This is a genomic window from Photobacterium makurazakiensis, assembly GCF_050336715.1.
GTDB lineage: Bacteria > Pseudomonadota > Gammaproteobacteria > Enterobacterales > Vibrionaceae > Photobacterium > Photobacterium makurazakiensis.
Genome location: NZ_JAKJSJ010000014.1, coordinates 1 through 20,487, shown reverse-complemented (window position 1 = coordinate 20,487; position 20,487 = coordinate 1). Strand labels below are relative to the sequence as shown.

Below are 20,487 nucleotides of genomic sequence, written 5' to 3'. Positions count from 1 at the left end.
TGATTGCAAAAAGTACTAAGTAGTAGGCAATGAAAGAAAAATTTATGTTCTGGCAGACCAGCGGCTGGGGGCTTTCCCTGTTGCTGGTTTTGCCGATTCTGGCTATTTTTTATACCGCAATGGGCGCGTCTGACGAGGTGTTTGCACACCTCATGAGCACCGTCATGCCAACTTACACCATGAATACGTTCTTGCTGGTGGGGGGGACATTGCTGTTATCGGTGATTTTTGGCCTTCCTGCGGCTTGGATCATGGCGATGTGTCGTTTACCGGGAGAGAAAATTTTACAATGGGCACTGGTGCTCCCTCTTGCTATGCCCGGTTATATCATTGGTTATATCTACACCGACTGGTTTGACTATGCTGGCCCTGTCCAAATCCTGCTTCGCGATGTGTTTGGTTGGCAAACGGTGCAAGATTATTGGTTCCCCAATATCCGTTCTTTGGGAGGAGCCTGCTTTGTCTTAGCGTTAGTACTCTATCCCTATATCTATTTGTTGGTACGTGCTGCTTTTATGGAGCAAAGCACGAGCTTGCTGCAATCAGCCCGGTTATTGCGTTGTTCGCCGTGGGACAGTTTCCGCCGGATCTCCTTGCCTTTAGCTCGACCTTCTATTGCTGTTGGTTTGTCATTGGTGGCGATGGAAACGCTGGGTGATTTTGGTACGGTGAGCTACTTTGCCATCAACACATTAACGACAGCGGTTTATGATACATGGCTGGGTTATTCTAACCTCAATGCAGCAGCGAAAATCTCTGCGATCATGTTGATGGTTATTTTCTTGTTGATCAGTGCAGAGCGGTTTAGTCGTCGAAAACAAAAGCTGTTCCAGCAAGAGTTCGAGCATGGTGATGATATTCGTTATACCTTGACCGGTGGCAAGAAAGTTGCGGCTCTGGTGTGGTGTTGGGGGCTAGTGGTGATGGCTTTCTTGCTTCCTCTTGCACAATTAAGCTACTACGCTTGGCACTATTTCGGTGACAGTTGGACGAATCAGTTTCAACAATACAGCATTAATAGTCTGAAAGTTTCTCTCATCGCGGCTATCTGTGCTGTGATCTTAGCACTCATTGTGAACTTCTACCGCCGTCTTGATGGCCGTAGCATGACGGCTATACCATTACGAATTTCGTCTATGGGCTATGCCGTACCGGGAACTGTGCTAGCGATTGGCGTTATGATCCCACTGACCAGTGCTGATCACTTGTTAAATGATTTTACTATCGCTAATGGGCTTGGTCGTCCTGGTTTGATTTTCTCGGGCACAATGTTTGCGATTATCTTTGCCTTTGTCGTTCGTTTTGCGGCAGTAGCGATAGGTAGTGTCGAGAGTAGCCTTGCAAAAATTCCACCATCGCTGGATATGGCGTCAAAAACCATGGGGTATGCCTCTTTACCAATGTTGCGTCGAGTGCACTTACCCTTAATTCGCCGCGGCTGCCTGATTGCCGGGCTACTGGTGTTTATCGAATCAATGAAAGAGTTGAATGCAGCCTTGTTGCTGCGTCCATTTAATTTCGAAACACTTGCCACTTATGTATTTAACTTCGCATCTGATGAGCAGCTTGAGCTAGCCGCACTTCCCGCGATTTTATTGGTTTTCGTTGGCCTGATCCCTCTGGTTATCGTGAACCGTTCTTTGGAGCAGAAACACTGATGAATCATGCATTATCTGTAACTAACCTGACGTGTAAATATAACGGTCAGGCGGTGCTGGAGAATCTATCACTGCCAGTCAAAGACAATGAAATCGTCTGCTTGTTGGGAGCGAGTGGTTGCGGTAAAACAACGCTGTTAAAGGCGATTGCAGGACTGTTGCCATTAGAGAGTGGCGAAATCAGTATTAACAATCGTACCATCGCCGATAGCACGACATGGCTACCGCCCGAAAAACGCAATATAGGAATGATCTTTCAAGACTATGCGCTATTTCCCCATCTGACGGTGGCTGAGAATATTGCTTTCGGCTTACGTGATTGGGATAAAGCGCGAGTGACGGCAAAAGTTCAGGAAATGCTGACACTTGTGCACTTAACAGGGCTCGATACGCGTTATCCACATCAACTTTCAGGTGGACAGCAGCAGCGTGTGGCGATTGCGAGGGCTTTAGCCTGTGAGCCTGATTTGATTTTACTTGATGAGCCTTTCTCGAATATTGATACACAGGTTCGACATGGGCTGATCAAAGAGATCCGCCGAATCTTTAAAGCGCAAGGCGTGACAGCGATTTTTGTTACGCATAGCCGTGAAGAAGCGTTTGCTTTCTCCGATCGCATGGCAGTGATGAATAATGGCGTAATTGAGCAATTTGGTTGCGCGACAGAATTGTACTATCAACCAAGCAGTCGCTTTGTGGCTGAATTTCTTGGTACCGGCTCTTATTTGCCTGCGCAGGTGACCGACACCGGTAGTTTGACGACACCTTTTGGTGCAATTAATGTCAGTAACGACTTACCTTACGAACCTGAGTCAAAGGTTGAGTGGATGCTCCGCCCGCAAAACTTAAAGTTAAAGCTGGAGGTTAATGGCTTAGGTACGATAACCGAACAGCTGTTTATGGGTGACAACTGCCGTTATACCGTTGACTATCAAGGGCATAGTTTGATTGTTAATTCACATCTGATTTTAAACGTGGGTGACAAGGTGGCAGTGGAGTTAGAGCCGCACGCGCCTGTGGTATTTGCGACTGCAAGTTAAGCCATCATCAGGCATGCTTGAAGGAATGACCTTCACTAAACAACAAAGGCCGGTATTTTACCGGCCTTTGTTGTTTTTACGGTGAGGCTAATGACGAGGCAATAGTGCACGGATATGAGTATCAGCCTGTGCTTGCATTTGTTCGCAGTTAGGAGAGATATTTGTTTGTAGGTACAATACATAGAACAAACCTTGGAATTGCCAAGCTTGCTCTTTGGCGGAAAGTGACGCGTGTGGTTCAGCTTGTTCAAACAATGCAGTGAAAAGATCGAAGTTTTTCTGATTACTGCTGGTGAACAAAGGCCAAATTTCATCGCGCACTGAGGTACTCCATTCAAACCATACTTTTACCCAGTCTTGCTGCTCAATCACATCATCGATTAAACGATAGCAAAGTGTTGTGAGCTGGCTTTCAACTGGCTGTGTAGTATCAAGGCTTTCTTTCAATAACAGGTGGAAGTGAGCTTCTACCTGAGAAAGCACCTGCTCAACTAATGCTTCTCGAGTTGGGAAGTAGTTAAAGACCGTCGCCACTGAAACATTTGCCATGTCAGCAATATCGGCATGACCAGCACGGCCTATACCACGACGAGCGAAGACTTCAAGCGCGAAGTCAAGCAGTTGTTGTTTCCTCTTTTCTGGAGAGAGGCGGGTTCTGGTTTTCTTTACGATCGTATCCATATCGCTTATTCCCTAGCTTTAAAGTGTTTGTTTTACTTATGATTAGTGGTTATCAGATAACTTTACAGGAGCAACAGGGTGTATTCAAACTGCTTTTACTCAATGTGTGTCATATAATTGACAGAAGCGATAAAATAACTATTCGCATCAATGAGTGTTAGAATGAGCGTCCATTTTACCGTAGGCCGACAGGCGACTGGTGTAGTCGTTCTGATGGAGATAAAGATGAAGCATACAGTTGAAGTATTGATTTCTGAGCAGGATGTTCAGGCACGAGTAAAAGAGCTAGGACAGCAAATTACCGAGTGTTATAAAGACTCGGATGATCTGGTAATGGTTGGACTGTTACGCGGTTCATTTGTATTTATGGCTGATTTGGCACGTGCGATTGACCTTCCTCATGAAGTCGACTTCATGACTGCATCGAGCTATGGCAACACGATGGAGAGTAACCGTGATGTTCGAATCCTGAAAGATCTGGATGACGATATCAAAGGTAAAGATGTTTTGTTGGTGGAAGACATTATTGATACGGGTAATACCTTAAACAAGGTACGTGAGATTTTATCTTTACGTGAACCAAACTCTATTCGTATTTGTACATTGCTTGATAAGCCTGAACGCCGTGAAGTACATGTTGACGTTGATTGGTATGGCTTTGTAATACCAGACGAGTTTGTCGTTGGTGTGGGTATTGATTACGCACAGAAGTACCGTCACTTACCATTTATCGGTAAAGTGATCCCGCTAGAAGGTTAATCTTTCTTAGTTGTAAAAAAAGCGACCTAAGGTCGCTTTTTTTATGTCAGAGCGTTAGCGAAGGCTGTTCTCTAATTTAGGTAGAATGTCACTCATTGCCGATTGGTAGCTGATCTCGAGTGATTCGCGGCTTGTTGCCGTTACGCCAAGATCACGTAACACACCATTACCAATACCGTAGATCCAGCCATGGATCTTCACCTGCTGTCCTCGCTCCCAGGCTTGCTGCATAATCGTGGAGTTGCCCAGATTGTAGACCTGTGAAGCAACATTGATTTCACACAGTTTGTTATCCCATTCCTCACGGGCGAGCTGACCTAGATCGGAGCGGTGTTTTAAGTACAGATCGCGAATGTGTAATAGCCAGTTGTTGATCAGGCCAAGTTGTGGATTCTCGATAGCTGCCGTTACCCCCCCACAGCCATAGTGACCGCAGACAATGATATGCCTGACTTTCAACACGTCTACAGCGTACTGAACAACGGACAAACAGTTTAGATCGGTATGTATGACTTGGTTGGCTACATTTCGGTGAACGAAGAGTTCACCAGAATCCAGTCCAGTAAGGCGCTCGGCTGGAACGCGGCTGTCTGAACACCCAATCCATAAATATTCAGGATGCTGTGCTTTTTCGAGGTGGGTAAAAAACTCTGGCTTTTCTTCCTTGATATTTTCAGACCAAGAAACGTTATTTGCGAATAGCTGTTTAATATCTGCCATGATAATGCCTTTATTTGATACATTCGTATACCAAAGGAGTAGCGGCTGAAGTTGGCACTTCAGTTTACTCGTTGGGTACGACCAATTCACATATGTATCAGCACTAAATGATAAGATTGATAGATATGAAAACCGGCTTCACTATACACAAGTTGGCTGGCTAGCAAATCGGAGTAGTCCTCCGGTGAAATTTCTAACATAAAGATCGCATTTTATGAACGCATTGGAAATAAAAAATTTAAACAAAACCTATAAAGGTGGCGTTAATGCACTGAAAAACATGAGTCTATGTGTTAAAGAGGGCGATTTTTTCGCTCTACTAGGCCCAAACGGTGCTGGTAAATCAACCACAATTGGCATAATTAGTTCATTAGTCAATAAGTCTTCGGGCTCTGTTAACGTTTTTGGCTATGATCTTGACCGACAAAAAGTCGAGGCGAAGAAGCAATTGGGTTTGGTGCCGCAGGAGTTCAATTTCAATCAGTTTGAAACGGTTGAGCAAATTGTTGTTAACCAAGCGGGCTATTACGGCGTTGATCGTCCCCTCGCCAAAGTGCGAGCGAAGAAGTACCTTTCGCAGCTTGATCTATGGGAAAAGCGTAATGATCGCGCCCGTACCCTGTCTGGGGGAATGAAGCGCCGTCTTATGATAGCCCGAGCACTGATGCATGAGCCTAAACTGCTGATACTGGATGAGCCCACAGCAGGTGTTGATATTGAGCTGCGCCGCTCAATGTGGGATTTTCTGCGAGATATCAATCGCCAAGGGGTAACCATCATTTTAACGACTCACTACTTGGAAGAAGCTGAAATGTTGTGTCGCAATATCGGGATCATTAATAATGGTGAGCTGATTGAAAACACATCGATGAAAGCATTATTGGGCAAGTTGGAAGTGGAAACCTTTATTCTCGATATTAAGTTGAATGGCAACAAGCCTGAGCTTGATGGAGTGACGTGGAAATTGCCTGATAATCATACCTTGGAAGTTGATATTAATAAGGGCGAGAGTCTTAATCATGTTTTTTCTCAGTTAACACAGCAGGGCATTGATGTGATCTCGATGAGGAACAAGGCCAACCGTCTGGAAGAGCTGTTTGTTACTCTCGTTACCAATAGTAAGGGTGAGAACTCAAAACAAGGAGCGCAATCATGAATCAGCAGTATTGGGTTGCCTTCAAAAGCCTGATCACCAAAGAAGTGAATCGCTTTGCCCGTATTTGGGTACAAACAATGGTGCCACCCGCAATCACCATGACATTGTATTTCATTATTTTCGGTAACCTTATCGGCAGCCGAATTGGTGAAATGGGTGGTTTCAGTTACATGGAATATATCGTGCCTGGTTTGATCATGATGTCGGTGATCACTAACTCATATTCCAATGTTGCTTCGTCATTTTTCAGTGCCAAGTTTCAACATAACATTGAAGAGCTACTTGTTGCGCCTGTTCCTAACTACATCATTATTGCGGGTTTTGTGGGTGGTGGCGTATTACGTGGCTTAGGCGTTGGTTTGATAGTTTCTGTTGTATCACTGTTTTTTGTAGATTTGCAGATTGCCCACTTTGGTGTGATTGTCGCGACGGTGTTTATGACATCAGTGGTGTTTTCGCTAGGTGGATTAATTAATGCTGTTTTTGCTCGAACATTTGACGATATCAGTATTATTCCGACGTTTGTTTTAACGCCATTAACGTATCTTGGTGGGGTGTTTTACTCATTAAGTTTACTGCCGGAATTCTGGCAAGGGGTATCGAAACTGAACCCTATTGTTTATATGGTTAATGCGTTCCGCTATGGCTTTCTTGGCGTGTCTGATGTGGGGATCGTGACATCGTTTGCCGTTTTGGGGATGTTTACGGTAGGGCTTTATGCCATCGTTTACTTTCTGATATCAAGAGGTATTGGATTACGCTCGTAGCAACTGTCGTTACCGAGGGTGATACCGAAACAAAAAATCCCAGCCGAAGCTGGGATTTTTTTTCAACGGTAAAGGGCGGTTATTCCTCTGTCGCCGTTGATGGTGGAGTAAGCTCAACGACTTGATTATCAATCAAGCGGGCTTTTCCTAAGATAGCCGACATCAAAATCACAGCTTGCTGTGTTTCCTCAGTTACTGCTTGCAGGCTATTGGCATCGCGAATATAGATTTCATCCGGTTGTAGTCCAGCGGCACGTAATTGATCATTGGCATCGACAATGATTTCAGAAAGGTCGTTACGGCCACCACGCATCTGGCTGCTGATCCAGCGCATTGTGCGGGCAAGGACTGGCGCGCGTTGACGTTCGTCAACCGTGAGGTAGCCATTACGAGAGCTCATTGCAAGGCCGTCCATTTCACGTACGGTCGGTACGCCAATGATCTCGATATCCATCGCCATGTCGATAACCATTTGGCGGATCAAGGCAAGCTGTTGGTAATCTTTTTCACCAAAGCAGGCGACATCCGGCTGAACAATATTGAACAGTTTGGTGACGACGGTTGATACGCCTCGGAAGTGACTTGGACGTAATGCACCTTCTAGCATGGTAGATAAGCCGGGCACATCAACGCATGTTTGACGATCAAGGCCATCTGGGTACATGATTTCAGGTGTTGGCGTAAACACCACTTCAACAGCTTCACCGTTTAACTTAGCCAGATCACCTTCCATCGTACGTGGGTAGTTGTTTAGATCATCGGCTTTGTCAAACTGCATTGGGTTGACAAAAATGCTGACTACAACCACATCTGCGTGTTCGCGTGCTTTGCGAACCAGCGTCAGGTGGCCTTCGTGTAGGTTGCCCATGGTTGGAACAAATGCAATGCGGCGGCCTTCGCGGCGCCAGCTGCGGATCTGTTCTCTTAACGGGGCAATCTCGGCGAATGTTTGCATTTTTATTCCTTATTCAAAGGTATGTTCTGGGCCAGGGAATGTACCGGCCTCGACATCTTCTAAGTATTTAGTGACAGCTGTACGCATCTCGCCGGTTTCAGCCAAGTAGTTTTTGGAGAAGCGAGGCATATAGTTTGCTGAAATGCCGAACATGTCATGCATGACAAGGATTTGCCCATCGGTAACGTTACCGGCGCCAATCCCAATGACGGGGACTTCTACCGCGTTGGTAATACGCTCTGCCAGGCTTGCTGGCACACATTCAAGCAAGATAATTTGCGCACCGGCATTTTTCAACAGGATAGCATCTTTTACCATCTGCTCTGCGTGGTCGGAGTCACGTCCTTGCACTTTATAGCCGCCAAAAATGTTGACTGACTGAGGTGTTAACCCAAGGTGAGCACAAACAGGTACAGCACGTTCTGTTAATTTAGTGACGGTTTCAGCAAGCCAGGCGCCGCCTTCCAGCTTCACCATGTTTGCACCAGCACGCATTAGTTCAGCAGCACTCTCACAAGCTTGTTCTGGGGTGCTGTAACTCATAAATGGCATATCGGCCATTAAAAGTGAGTTAGGGCTACCAGCACGCACACAGCGCGTGTGGTAGGCAACATCAGCCACACTTACTGGTAAAGTGTCTGGTTTACCTTGTAATACCATTCCCAATGAATCACCCACGAGCATAACAGGCATCCCCTGTTGCTCGAAAAGCTGGGAAAAACTCGCATCATAAGCGGTTACAGATGCAAACTTACGACCTTCTTGCTTCCATTTCATTAGGTCGTTAATCGTGATTTTTTTCATTTTCTCTCCCTTAATACCGAAGCAATGGCTTATTTTGACCAAATAGTCAGACCATTACGGTCTACCTCTGCCAGCAAGCTTTGCAAGGCAGTGTTATCCGGTAGTACCAACTCAGGTGCAATTTCAGCAAGTGGGTAAAGTACGAATTCTCGTACTTTCATGCCGTAATGTGGCACGGTTAGGCGGTCACAGTGATGCTCAAGATTGCCATATAAAACAATATCGAGATCGAGTGTGCGCGGCCCCCAGCGTTCCGCTTTGCGAACGCGGCCATGCTCTTGTTCAATTGTCTGCGTACAGTCAAGTAGCGCCAGTGGCGTAAGTGCTGTATCGATGGCCACAACAGCGTTGATGTAATCCGGTTGGTCTTGAGGACCCATCGGTGTACTGCTGTAAAGTGATGACACCCCAACCACGGTAAGGTCAGGATGTTGTTTCAATATCTCAATGGCTCTGTTTGCCTGAGTGACGGGATCACTCAGGTTACTGCCAATAGCGATATAGGCACGGATCATGATGATTTAGCCTGTGGCTTTTTACGACGTTGGGTTGGACGGCGACGACGACGACGGGTTGTTCCTTCCCCCCCCTCGTTTATTGCCTGTACCATTTTGCCGCGCTGATTGCGGTCGCCATACTGGAAGTTATTCCACCATTGCGCGAGCTCTGCAATATCATCGCCTTCAAAGTTGGCACGCATCTCAAGGAAGTCATAAGCTGCACGGAACTTTGGGTGCTCCATCATTTTGAAGGCGCGTTTACCGCTGCGGCGGCTAAAGCGCATTTGCTGCTGCCAGATATCACGAACAGTTGTGGTAAAACGACGTGGGATAGCAATGCTTTTAACTTGCTCATCCAGCACATCGTTTGACGCGACCATGAAGGCATCGTAGTACGACAACCCACTAGCGAACGAGATTTCTTCTGCTCGAGTCACCATTGGGTACCACAGCATGGCCGCAAACATAAATGCAGGGTTAACACGCTTGTCTTCAGCTAAGCGTTTATCCGTCGCTTTTAGGATGTGCTCGATCATCACTTCCGTTTGGCTGTCCTGCTCTTCAGTAAAGTGCTCTGATAGTAGCGGGAACAGTTGCTGGAATAGGTTGTACTCTCGTAGCAGTTTATAAGTTGCGAATCCGTCGCCAGATTGCAGTAGCTTCAGGCTTTCTTCAAACAAACGCGCGGATGGAATGTCTTGTAGAAGGCTTGCCAGCGGTGCAATAGGCTCTGCGGTCTTGGTTTCAATTTCCATATCGAGCTTTGCAGCAAAGCGAACGGCACGTAGCATGCGTACCGGATCTTCACGGTAGCGTGTTTCAGGGTCGCCGATCAGACGAACAATACGGTTATCAAGATCTTCAACGCCATTCACATAGTCAGTGACACTGAAATCTTTGATACTGTAGTACAGAGCATTCACCGTAAAATCACGACGCTCAGCATCTTCTTCGATAGTGCCATAGACGTTATCACGCAATAGCATGCCTTCTTGGCTCTGAGCCGAAACCTGTTTTTTGTCTTTAAGGCTCGGTTTTGCATCTGCATGGTGCCCACGGAAAGTGGCAACCTCAATCACTTCGCGACCAAAAAGAATATGAGCAAGGCGGAAACGTCGGCCAATTAGGCGACAATTTCGAAATAGCTGCTTAATTTCTTCTGGTGTTGCGTTGGTCGCAATGTCGAAGTCTTTCGGTTGTTTGTCCAGTAGGAGATCGCGAACCCCCCCGCCGACTAAATAAGCGTCGTAACCGGCTTTATTTAGACGATAAAGGACCTTCAGCGCATTTTCGCTGATATCTTTACGTGAAATACCGTGCTCTTGGCGCTGATAAACTTGCAAGGCGAGTTCCTCGGTGTCGAGCGTACTATTATCGCGATTCAATACCTTACGGCAAAAGCTGGCTACTCGATTAAAGATAATACACCTCATTTATGTGGTTCGGGTTCAACAAACAGCCGCATATCATATATCACAGCAAAGCATTTTAGAATCCTAGCGTGATCGCAGTTGACTCTGGTAAGCACTCAATTTGCCAATTTTCGATGCCCCAGCGTAGGATATCTTCGATATTTGACGCGAGTAAGTCATCGGGCGGCGATAATCCAAGAAAACGCATCGCTTGAATGAGTGCGGGTTTCGGATTGGCTTTATCTATTGCTGGCGCATGGTTTTGCTTCGACAGCTTATTGCCATTTTCAGTCACTGCCAGCGGTAGATGCAAGTAGCTAAGCGCTTGCTGGCCCAGCAAATGATATAGACCAATCTGTCGGCCAGTGGGTTCGATTAAATCCGCACCGCGTACGACCTCGGTTATACCTTGTTCAATGTCATCTAATACGACGGCAAGGTTATAGGCATAAAGGCCATCTCGACGGCGAATAATGAAATCCTCTTCGGCGAGAAGGTGCGGGATCTCAATACGGCCATGACGACGATCGTTAAAGTGGGTGACAGGCAAGTCAACCTTTAGCCTAATCGCGCTGTCAGTCGCTGGGCGTTGTAAATCGCGGCAGGTTCCAGGGTAGAAACCACCCGCTTCTTTAATTTGTTTACGACTACATTGGCAATAATAGGCCTGCCCATGTGTTAGCCATTGATCTATTTGGGCTTGGTAGGCGGCATGACGTTGGCTCTGATACATTACAGTGCCATCCCAATGTAACCCATAGGCGTCTAGCGTTTGCAGAATGTCATCTGCTGCACCCACCACTTCACGGGGAGGGTCAAGATCTTCCATTCGCACTAACCAACAGCCTTGTTGTGATTTGGCTTGAAGGTAGCTACCAAGTGCCGCAATGAGTGAACCAAAGTGCAACGGCCCTGATGGTGAAGGGGCAAAGCGGCCAATGTAATTTGTGTTTGTAGTCATAAATAAATTAAACCAACCTCACAGCTGTTGAGTATAAAAGGTGCCAACAACGGATGATGGTTGGTAATGGATAAAAACGAAAAAGGGAGCTGACGCTCCCTCTTGATACAGTAGTCAGTCAATACCTAAGGTATTAGCCGGCCATCTGCTTTTCTTTGATTTCAGCTAATGTCTTACAGTCGATACATAGATCAGCTGTCGGACGAGCTTCTAGACGGCGGACACCAATTTCGATACCGCACGAGTCACAAAAACCAAAGTCATCATCTTCGATACGCTGCAATGTCTTCTCAATTTTCTTGATCAGTTTGCGTTCGCGATCGCGGTTGCGAAGCTCTAGGCTAAACTCTTCTTCTTGGGCTGCACGATCCACAGGATCAGGGAAGTTAGCCGCTTCATCCTGCATATGGTTTACTGTGCGGTCAACTTCTTCACGAAGTTGGTTACGCCACGCGCCAAGAATTTTTTGGAAGTGCTTTAGCTGCTCTTCACCCATATATTCTTCGCCAGCTTTTTCCTGGTAGGGCTCAAGCCCAGCAATAGCCAGGATGCCTAGCGATTTTTTAACTTTGCTCTCTGGCATATAGCATCTCCTAAATATACCTAATAACCGTCACTGGTTAAATTTGGGCGGTATCTATAGCAGAAAGGGGGTAATGTGGCAATTGCTGCATATATTCAATTTTATACCAATGTGAAGAAAGCATCACTTTGAGGTACCTGTTGGTTGAATTTTATGCAATGGTCCAAGTAGATTTCGTGTTGGTTTAATACCGCCTTGTAACACACGATTTCTACACCTTCCTGTTCTGCCTGTTGGATTAAAGTATGATATTCCGGGTCTATATGGTGTGCCGCGGTTACTTTTTCAATCCCTGAATGCAAAATAGCGAAAAAAAGTATGGCACGTTGTCCGCTTTGTGCCACTTCAATTAATTCTCGTATATGTTTTTGGCCTCGGGTCGTCACGGAGTCCGGGAAATAGCCCTGTCCATTATCCAGTAAGGTAACGCTCTTTACTTCAATATAGCAGGCTGGTTTATCCTTGGCCTCTAGAAGCACATCTATCCTACTGTTTTCGCTACCATACTTTACTTCTGTGCGAAGCGATGTATAGCCTGTTAATTCTGTGATGGCACCTTCATTTATAGCCTCAACAACTAAACGGTTGGCTTGAGCGGTGTTAACACAAATCGTATCCCCTTGTGCGGTTTGAGATAACTCCCAACTGTTGGGGTATTTACGCTTCGGGTTGTCCGATGTGGAATACCACACCGTATTGCCTGCATCGGCGCAGCCAGTCATGGCGCCGGTGTTGGCACAATGAATGGTTTTGACTGTACCGTCAGCGAGTTCGATGTCGGCCAGAAAGCGCTTATAACGCCTAATTAAGGTAGCAGACTGCAGTGAAGGTTCAAATTTCATTTACTTTCCTAGTTTATGTCGGAGCACGGTATATTCTTTTTCATTATTCGTTCGTGGCAACGGCCATTGCTGCAGGCTAGAGTAGCTCACACCGTGATGCCCTGACTGATTGCTGACGTGTGAAATATACAATCCAAATGACTCGAAATGAAAGGCAAAGTTATTGTATTCGGGCAATTGCTGCGGGCGATGGGCGACCGATTTTGTCAGCGTAATATGAGGGCGGTAAGGGCGAACCTCCTGATAAAGCTCAAGATCAGTGGTGAGAGTTTGCAGCTGTTGTGCGAGCTGAAGCAGGGCTGGCGGTGAAAATTCAGTACCAAGCCATAGAACTTTACTGCGTTTCCAATACCCTAGGACATCGAGCGTAAGGGTGAAGGGCGAAGGCAGGTGTATAGAGGAGGTCGAGGCTCTTAAGGTATTGATTTCTGACTCAGAGACATTGCCCACAAAGGCAAGGGTAATGTGCGTATTGTCGTGTGGGACTGGACGGCCGAAAACAGACAGAGTGTCGACCAGCTGGCATAACGACGTAAAATTCGGCGAATTCTTTGCTGGAGAAAGGGCAAAGAATAGGCGTTGTTTTTTCTCTTTCATGACGGTGATGTACAATGGCTTAGCTTAGTTTGAATATGACACAAGGTGTTCCCATTGTCACAGCTGCCTATCGAAGACGTTTTATCTCCGCTGCTTGAGCAACTCCAGTCCCGATCTCAATTGATCCTTAAAGCGCCGCCAGGGGCGGGGAAATCAACCCGTTTGCCATTGTTTATCTTGCAGCAAGCAGATCTACAGGGGCGGATCATCATGCTTGAACCCCGCCGCCTTGCTGCGCGTAATATTGCCGCTTATTTGGCCGAACAGCTGGGTGAGAAAGTTGGTGAAACCATAGGCTTGCGTGTGAGGGGAGAGACCAAAGTCAGCGCGAAAACCCGCTTAGAGATTGTCACGGAAGGGGTGATGACCCGCATGCTACAGCAAGATCCCGAGCTTGAAGGCATTGATCTGCTGATCTTCGATGAATTTCATGAGCGGAGTATCCATGCCGATACATCTTTGGCATTGGCGTTGGAAGTACAAGAGGCGTTGCGTGATGATCTGAAGCTGTTGGTGATGTCAGCAACGCTCGATGAAGAAGCTTTAACTGAGCTGCTACCCAATGCTGGGTATCTCGAGTCTGAGGGGCGTTGCTTTCCGGTTGTCCATCGTTATAAGCGCTTGGCCGATTCCGTCAACCTGATTGAAGCGATGGCACGTGAGATCACGGCATTACTTGATACGGAAACAGGATCGATGTTGGTTTTCTTGCCGGGGGCAGGGGAAATACGCCGCTTAGCTGAATTACTCAATGATCGTACAGATAGCCATGTAGTGATTAGCCCATTGTACGGTCAATTAGCTGGAGGCCAGCAGCAGCAAGCGATTGAACCTGCAGCCAAAGGGAAGCGTAAAGTGGTGCTGGCGACGAATATCGCAGAAACCAGTTTAACCATTGAAGGGATCCGGATTGTGGTTGATTGTGGCCTTGAGCGGATTGCGTTATGGGATCCGAAAACGGGGATCAGCCGATTGGAATCGGTGCGCATTGCCCGCTCATCGGCCGAGCAACGTGCAGGACGTGCAGGCCGTTTAGAGCCGGGGATCTGTTTACGCTTGTACAGTGAAGAGGCGTTAGCCCGCCAGCCCGCCACCCCACAACCTGAAATACTCCGCGCTGATTTAACGGCACTGGCCATGGAGCTTGCACAGTGGGGCTGTACCGATGCCAAAGATCTACATTGGCTCGATGTGCCACCAACGATAGCCGTGGATCAATCACGCCGTTTGTTGCAATCACTCGGTGCAATGGATGAACGCCAACAATTAACAGAGCAAGGGAAAGCTATCCAATCGCTCGGTGCCGACCCTCGCCATGCCGCTTTATTGCTGCTCGGTAAGACTCACGGTAGGCAGGCCATGGTAACCGCTGCAATGTTAGTAGCATTGCTGGAAGAGCCGCCAAGAGGGGTGAATAACCCTGATCTGCACTTTCAATTAAGCATGCTCGAAAGTGGCAAGTTACCGAAAAGTCGACATTACTTACAACGGGCTAAACAACACCTTGCTAAACTCGGTGGTCACCAATCTGGTGCGCTAGTGCCGGACAGAGAGTGGATTGCCCCCCTAATGGCAGCAGCTTTTCCTGATCGTATCGCTCTCTCTCGAGGCAAAAATAGCCGCTATCAATTGGCAAATGGGCAAGGCGCAATGCTGATGCCTGACGAACCGCTAGCAGATGAGGCATTGCTGGTGGTTGCTGATGTGATCAAAACACGGCAGGGCGATAGCCGAATATTCTCTGCTGTCGCAGCCAATTTATCCCGTCTGCAAGGTGTATTACCGCACCTGTTTAGTGAGCATGAGTGGCTTGATTGGGATGATAAGAAAGGCCGCCTAACAGCAGAGCAACATTTGTGCTGCGGTAAGCTTATTCTGGAACGGCGTGAAATGGGTGCGCCCGATCCAGCAAAGGCCAGTGAAGCATTGTTAAATGCCATTATTCGTAAAGGGCTTAAGGTGTTACCTTGGACACCAGCGGCGGAGAAACTGCTGGAGCGAGCGCGATGTGCCAACGAATGGCTGCCTGAATTAGCGTTACCTTGCATGGACGATGACGCCTTGCTAGCCGCTGCGGACGAATGGCTATTGCCATATATGAATGGAATGAAAACCCTAAAAGCCCTTGATAGGCTAGATGTGCTGGCCGCATTGGAAGCGCGATTAGGTTGGGATAAGAAGCAGTTACTTGATGACGCCCTGCCAACGCATTATCAAGTGCCGACGGGGTCTCGTTATCCGATCCGCTACCAAGTTGGGCAATACCCGGTACTGGCGGTGAAATTACAAGAAATGTTTGGTGAACAATCATCACCACAGATTGCTAATGGGAAAGTGGCGGTTGTATTGGAGTTATTGTCGCCGGCTCAGCGACCACTCCAGATCACCCGTGATCTGGCTGCTTTCTGGCAGGGGTCGTATAAAGATGTTCAAAAAGAAATGAAAGGGCGATACCCCAAGCATCCGTGGCCCGATGATCCGGCAACACACGCTCCGACTCGAAAAATCAAAAAATACATGTAGGGCTGAGTAAGCTCATTAGATTTCTTTGAAATTATGATGTTAATTTCCTCAGCAAGATGACGGCTGAGGAGGTAGGGATAAAGAATTTTGCCATTGAATAATATACCGGCACTTCGCTTTGCAGCGCAGGCTCCGAAAAAACCGGGGCCAAAGTCGGGCACCAAAAAGCCAACAACGCGGCGCAAGCCAGCCGCATCGACCGCGAAAAAAAAGCCTGCTAAATCAACGAAAAGTCGCAAAAAGGCTGCCGCGAAGAAATCTTCCCGTCTACCCGTGTGGCTAAAATGGTTGCTCGGGTTTGGGGTTAAAGTCGCTATTGCTATCTTTGCGGTGTTGCTGGTGGTCGGTATTTACCTTGATAACGTTGTTCGCGATAAGTTTGATGGACAGCTGTGGAATCTACCTGCCGTGGTGTATGGGCGAGTATTGAACTTGCAGCCAGGCCAAGCAATTACCTTGAACGAGGTGAGGCGAGAGCTTGATTTATTGCAATACCACAAAGTCAGTACACCACAGCGTAATGGTGAATACTCTTCTTCATCGACTCGGATTGAAATTATTCGTCGCCCCTTTGAGTTCGATGATGGCCCTGAAGGGGCACGGCATACGATGCTAACGTTTGCTGACGGTCAGCTTAAAAGTATTCATGAGGTCAGTAGCAAGCAGCAACTCGGTTATTTGCGTATCGAGCCTAAAATGCTTGGGATGCTCGGAACAACAGAAGGTGAGCAGCGAATTTTTATGCCTCGTGAGCAGTTCCCTGAAGTGCTGGTTGAGGCCTTACTGGTTACCGAAGATCGTAACTTTTATCATCATGACGGCGTTTCTCCGTTGGCCATAGCACGTGCAATGGTCGTAAATTTGAAAGCTGGGCGCACGGTGCAAGGGGGGAGTACCTTGACGCAGCAGCTGGCGAAAAATATTTTCCTGACCCGTGAACGCACACTTTGGCGCAAGTTAAGTGAAGCATATATCGCGTTGATCATCGATTATCGCTATAGCAAAGATCGGATCCTCGAGGCGTATTTAAATGAAATATATCTTGGTCAGAATGGCGGCAAGGAAGTGCATGGTTTCGCGTTAGGGGCGAGGCTGTATTTCGGGCGACCATTGCAAGAGCTACGTATTGACCAGCAAGCACTGTTAGTTGCGATGGCGAAAGGACCTTCTTATTACAATCCGTGGCGAAACCCGGAACGTGCACGTCAGCGTCGTGATCTGATCTTACGCTTGATGATGGACAGCGGTACGCTAAATGGAGCCCAATATGAACAGGCGGCTTCTCGCCCGCTTGATGTGCAAAAGAATGGCCCGCGAATATCAAGCCGTCAGCCTGCATACTTTCAGCAGTTGCAACGTGAACTAAAAGACAAAGTCGGTGATAACTTTACCCCAGGTGTTGGCTTGCGAGTCTTTAGTACACTTGATCCATTATCACAGCAAGAAGCGGAAGAGGCGGTATTAAAAATGATCCCGCAACTCGATAAGAAGGCCGGCGTTAAGGTGGAAACGGCACTGGTTGCTGCTGATAGGCAAAGTGGTGAAATCCGTGCGATGGTTGGCGGCAGCCGCCCGGGGTATGCGGGCTTTAACCGTGCATTGGATGCAAGCCGGCAAATAGGCTCTTTGGTTAAACCAGCGGTCTACCTTTCTGCATTGCGAGAGCCTGAGCAATTTACATTAGCATCAACGATTGATGATAAGCCGATAAAATTGGCGGGGAGCCGGGGCAACAGCTGGCAACCGAGAAACTACGATCGCAAGTTCAGAGGCGAAGTACCGCTGTACTACGCGTTGGCTAAATCGTTGAATGTACCAACGGTCAATCTTGGTTTACAGGTTGGGCTTGATGGGGTGATTGATACCATGGTTGATTTAGGGGTTGATCGCAATGAAATCCCGAAGTTGCCATCTATTTTGTTGGGGGCTTTTACTCTCACACCTTATGAAGTCACCCAGATGTACCAAACTGTCGTGAGTAGCGGACGGAAAGCAGAATTGACAGCGCTGCGCTCTGTGGTTGATATACAAGGAAGCATGTTATATCAGAGCTTCCCTAGAGCGACTCAGGCGGTACCTGAGCAAGCAGCATGGCTGACAACCTATGGTATGAAGAACGTCGTATCACAAGGCACTGCACGCTTTTTACAGCCTCAGTTTGGTTGGGCTGCGCTTGCGGGTAAAACAGGTACAACCGATAAGAACAGAGATAGCTGGTATGTGGGAGTTGATGGCCGAGAGGTCGTGACCGTTTGGATCGGGCGAGATGATAATAAATCGATTAACTTAACCGGTTCATCGGGTGCACTGCGTCTTTATAGCGATTACCTGCATCGACGTAACCCTGAACCATTGCGATTGACTTGGCCTTCCAAGCTCACCACGGTGAAATTTAATCGATTGGATAATGGTACTTTGTCACAAGACTGTAGTGGCCAGCATTCGTTACCCGTTTGGGACAGCGATGGCTCGGCGAAAGCTTATTGTGACTCGAGTCAGCCTGCTGGTTGGATCAAAGAGATGTTCAGTTGGTAGAATAATTAAAAAGGTTTGAAGAAAAACGCCTTGGCTTACAACCAAGGCGTTTTTTTTGAGAAGCGTTTGCCGTTTTAGCTTACCCGTATCGCTGAGTGTTAATCATCAGGATCAAAATAATACGACATTCGAACCCGAGGGTTTAAATAGGTATGTATTTTTTCGGGGAGCTTATGGGGGGGGATTGCCTGCTCAATACGCAGATCACTCTCTTCAAGCTCGATAATTGGTGCTTCATTTGATGGTACTGTTGGGTCGTATAACAAAACGTTGGGGTGCAACAGGCTTTCGCTATTGACTGAAATAACCAGCCCCAATTGCTTATTGGACAGCTGTACAACACTGCCTGGTGGGTAGACGCCCATTAAGCGAATAAGAAGCGCTAGGTAGTCATTGTTATATTGTGCCTTTTTGTTTTTAAACAAAAAGGAAAGAGCACTATAAGGGATCCGCGCCTTATTTGGGTCTTGTGGGTGGCAGAGGTTATCGTAAGCGTTTACAACAGCAACCAGCTGTGCTTTTAGATCAATTTGCTCGTCTTTAAGTTGTTTCGGGTAACCACTGCCATCGAGTAACTCATGGTGCTGATATAAAATAGGTTTTGCCGCTTCAGGAAAGTCATCAGTCAAATTGGCTAGATCTAAGCTGTATTTGGTGTGCAGCTTGAGGTAGTTGTTTTCCGGATCGGTTAACTGGGTGGTTTTTCGCGTGATAGCGGTGGGGATCTTTAATTTACCCATATCGTGAAACAGCGCCCCAAGGGCAATGGCTTTGATGTCTTCTTGTGACATACCGCAAGAGCGAGCTAGCATCATCGACATTATTGCGACATTCAGGGAGTGAAAATAAACATCTTCATTCTCTTTGTTATCGCCCATCAGGTGAAGCGCGACATTGTCAGATTCAAGCAGGGCATCCACCATCTCTTCCACTAACATCTCGGCTTCTTTTATCGCGGTGACAGGGCGGCTTTTTATTTTACCGACAATGGAACGCAATTGAGCCATTGAGCGGCCAAAACTTTTTTCACAGCGGTGGAGTTTCCGCTTATAGTTTTTTAACCGCGTAATTCGCCCCTGCTTCTCTAGCCACAGCTTTTCAGCCTGTTTATCAAGGAACAAGCTTTCTTGTTTACTAATCGCCTCTATGTGCGCTTCAGGGCCTTGTGGCTCGGTATCACTCTTTTCTGGGATCAAGAAAACATATTTAACGCCAAGGTTTTTAATCAAGCGAATTTGTTGTTGGTCTTTAATCTTGAAGTGGTTCAGTAGAAAAGGGTGATCTGTCCATTGTAAGGGGAGCTTGATATATAAACCTTCGGTTAAGCGCTCTACTGAGATTTTTATGCTTGCCATAGTTTCAGCGCGACCTGTGTCGTTATTAGAATTTGGGTGGAGTACCCCGTATCACTGCCAGCAAGAGACCATAAGCGACTGGCATGAATGAAAAATTTAATTGTAAACCATAATACCAACAGGCCAAATATGCACTCTGGGTAATATGGTGGTTATCGATTGAAGGTATCACTATGTCTTTTATCGCGCGGCACCGTATGGCGGGTAGTGTAAGTTGGGCTGTTTTTTTACAGGCAAAAAAAAACCTCATCATAAGATGAGGTTTCAAAAATGGTGCCGACTACCGGAGTCGAACTGGTGACCTACTGATTACAAGTCAGTTGCTCTACCTACTGAGCTAAGTCGGCAAATTATTTTTATTATCCTAAGCTCGAAAGCTTAAGATTTATTTGGCTCCCCCTGCAAGACTTGAACTTGCGACATACGGATTAACAGTCCGCCGTTCTACCAACTGAACTAAGGGGGAATTATTCTTTATCTAATACGATAAATCATATCGGATGAATAATGGTGCCTCGAGGCGGAATCGAACCACCGACACGAGGATTTTCAATCCTCTGCTCTACCGACTGAGCTATCGAGGCAAAAGTCACACCGAAGTGTTAACTCTTGCAACACTGCTTACGCAGTACTTGCTAA

18 protein-coding genes and 3 tRNA genes are annotated in these 20,487 nt (G+C 47.0%); 7 read left to right on the top strand and 14 right to left on the bottom strand.

What is annotated here, in order from left to right:
- Positions 1-29: 29 nt before the first annotated feature.
- Together L4D09_RS06670 and L4D09_RS06665 are read left to right on the top strand one after the other, a co-directional pair.
- On the top strand, positions 30-1,658 hold the full coding sequence (locus L4D09_RS06670; protein ID WP_428456714.1) for an ABC transporter permease: 1,629 nt from the start codon (positions 30-32) through the stop codon (positions 1,656-1,658).
- Positions 1,658-2,698, top strand: coding sequence for an ABC transporter ATP-binding protein (locus L4D09_RS06665; protein ID WP_428456713.1), 1,041 nt, complete (start codon positions 1,658-1,660; stop codon positions 2,696-2,698). The genes L4D09_RS06670 and L4D09_RS06665 overlap by 1 nt, the downstream gene beginning before the upstream one ends.
- An 87-nt stretch (positions 2,699-2,785) precedes the next feature.
- Here the strand turns inward: L4D09_RS06665 and L4D09_RS06660 are convergent, their stop codons facing one another.
- Entirely contained in the window at positions 2,786-3,379 is a 594-nt protein-coding gene (locus L4D09_RS06660) for a TetR/AcrR family transcriptional regulator (protein ID WP_428456712.1), read from the bottom strand.
- A 225-nt stretch (positions 3,380-3,604) separates the two neighbouring features.
- Here L4D09_RS06660 and hpt point away from each other — a divergent pair, with 225 nt between their 5' ends.
- Entirely contained in the window at positions 3,605-4,138 is a 534-nt protein-coding gene (gene hpt, locus L4D09_RS06655) for a hypoxanthine phosphoribosyltransferase (protein WP_428456711.1), read from the top strand.
- Positions 4,139-4,192: 54 nt separating this feature from the next.
- On the opposite strand, the gene can is transcribed toward hpt, so the two are convergent.
- Positions 4,193-4,858 (bottom strand): carbonate dehydratase, encoded by a 666-nt coding sequence (can, locus tag L4D09_RS06650; protein WP_428456710.1) that lies wholly within the window; start codon positions 4,856-4,858, stop codon positions 4,193-4,195.
- Positions 4,859-5,072: 214 nt separating this feature from the next.
- On the opposite strand from can, the gene L4D09_RS06645 reads away from it, so the two are divergent.
- Both L4D09_RS06645 and L4D09_RS06640 read left to right on the top strand, forming a co-directional pair.
- Positions 5,073-6,014, top strand: a complete 942-nt coding sequence (locus L4D09_RS06645) for an ABC transporter ATP-binding protein (protein ID WP_428456709.1) — start codon at positions 5,073-5,075, stop codon at positions 6,012-6,014.
- Positions 6,011-6,781, top strand: coding sequence for an ABC transporter permease (locus L4D09_RS06640; protein WP_428456708.1), 771 nt, complete (start codon positions 6,011-6,013; stop codon positions 6,779-6,781). The genes L4D09_RS06645 and L4D09_RS06640 overlap by 4 nt, the downstream gene beginning before the upstream one ends.
- Positions 6,782-6,860: 79 nt before the next feature.
- On the opposite strand, the gene panC is transcribed toward L4D09_RS06640, so the two are convergent.
- From panC to thpR, 8 genes are all read right to left on the bottom strand, one after another.
- On the bottom strand, positions 6,861-7,736 hold the full coding sequence (gene panC / locus L4D09_RS06635; RefSeq protein WP_428456707.1) for a pantoate--beta-alanine ligase: 876 nt from the start codon (positions 7,734-7,736) through the stop codon (positions 6,861-6,863).
- A gap of 9 nt (positions 7,737-7,745) precedes the next feature.
- Positions 7,746-8,540 (bottom strand): 3-methyl-2-oxobutanoate hydroxymethyltransferase, encoded by a 795-nt coding sequence (gene panB / locus L4D09_RS06630; protein WP_428456706.1) that lies wholly within the window; start codon positions 8,538-8,540, stop codon positions 7,746-7,748.
- Between the two features lie 29 nt (positions 8,541-8,569).
- Positions 8,570-9,055, bottom strand: a complete 486-nt coding sequence (gene folK, locus L4D09_RS06625) for a 2-amino-4-hydroxy-6-hydroxymethyldihydropteridine diphosphokinase (RefSeq protein WP_428456705.1) — start codon at positions 9,053-9,055, stop codon at positions 8,570-8,572.
- Positions 9,052-10,473: a polynucleotide adenylyltransferase PcnB gene (gene pcnB / locus L4D09_RS06620; RefSeq protein ID WP_428456704.1), complete on the bottom strand. Its 1,422-nt coding sequence runs from the start codon at positions 10,471-10,473 to the stop codon at positions 9,052-9,054. Before pcnB ends, folK begins: the two co-directional genes overlap by 4 nt.
- A 55-nt stretch (positions 10,474-10,528) precedes the next feature.
- Positions 10,529-11,413: a tRNA glutamyl-Q(34) synthetase GluQRS gene (gene gluQRS, locus L4D09_RS06615; protein WP_428456703.1), complete on the bottom strand. Its 885-nt coding sequence runs from the start codon at positions 11,411-11,413 to the stop codon at positions 10,529-10,531.
- A gap of 133 nt (positions 11,414-11,546) precedes the next feature.
- Positions 11,547-11,996, bottom strand: a complete 450-nt coding sequence (dksA, locus tag L4D09_RS06610; protein WP_428456702.1) for an RNA polymerase-binding protein DksA — start codon at positions 11,994-11,996, stop codon at positions 11,547-11,549.
- Between the two features lie 101 nt (positions 11,997-12,097).
- The gene (gene sfsA, locus L4D09_RS06605; RefSeq protein ID WP_428456701.1) at positions 12,098-12,838 is read right to left on the bottom strand and encodes a DNA/RNA nuclease SfsA; all 741 of its coding nucleotides are present in this window, start codon (positions 12,836-12,838) and stop codon (positions 12,098-12,100) included.
- Complete coding sequence (gene thpR / locus L4D09_RS06600) at positions 12,839-13,450, bottom strand: RNA 2',3'-cyclic phosphodiesterase (protein ID WP_428456700.1); 612 nt, start codon at positions 13,448-13,450, stop codon at positions 12,839-12,841. It lies immediately after the preceding gene.
- 39 nt (positions 13,451-13,489) lie between these two features.
- On the opposite strand from thpR, the gene hrpB reads away from it, so the two are divergent.
- A complete protein-coding gene (gene hrpB / locus L4D09_RS06595) occupies positions 13,490-15,958 on the top strand; it encodes an ATP-dependent helicase HrpB (protein ID WP_428456699.1) in 2,469 nt (822 codons plus the stop codon).
- A gap of 87 nt (positions 15,959-16,045) precedes the next feature.
- Positions 16,046-18,493 (top strand): penicillin-binding protein 1B, encoded by a 2,448-nt coding sequence (gene mrcB, locus L4D09_RS06590; protein ID WP_428456698.1) that lies wholly within the window; start codon positions 16,046-16,048, stop codon positions 18,491-18,493.
- Between the two features lie 98 nt (positions 18,494-18,591).
- Here the strand turns inward: mrcB and L4D09_RS06585 are convergent, their stop codons facing one another.
- From L4D09_RS06585 to L4D09_RS06570, 4 genes are all read right to left on the bottom strand, one after another.
- Positions 18,592-19,848 (bottom strand): cyclic di-GMP phosphodiesterase, encoded by a 1,257-nt coding sequence (locus L4D09_RS06585; protein ID WP_428456697.1) that lies wholly within the window; start codon positions 19,846-19,848, stop codon positions 18,592-18,594.
- A gap of 271 nt (positions 19,849-20,119) precedes the next feature.
- A tRNA-Thr gene (locus tag L4D09_RS06580) sits at positions 20,120-20,195 on the bottom strand.
- 43 nt (positions 20,196-20,238) lie between these two features.
- Positions 20,239-20,314 (bottom strand) — tRNA-Asn (locus L4D09_RS06575).
- 42 nt (positions 20,315-20,356) lie between these two features.
- Positions 20,357-20,432 (bottom strand) — tRNA-Phe (locus L4D09_RS06570).
- Positions 20,433-20,487 lie beyond the last annotated feature (55 nt).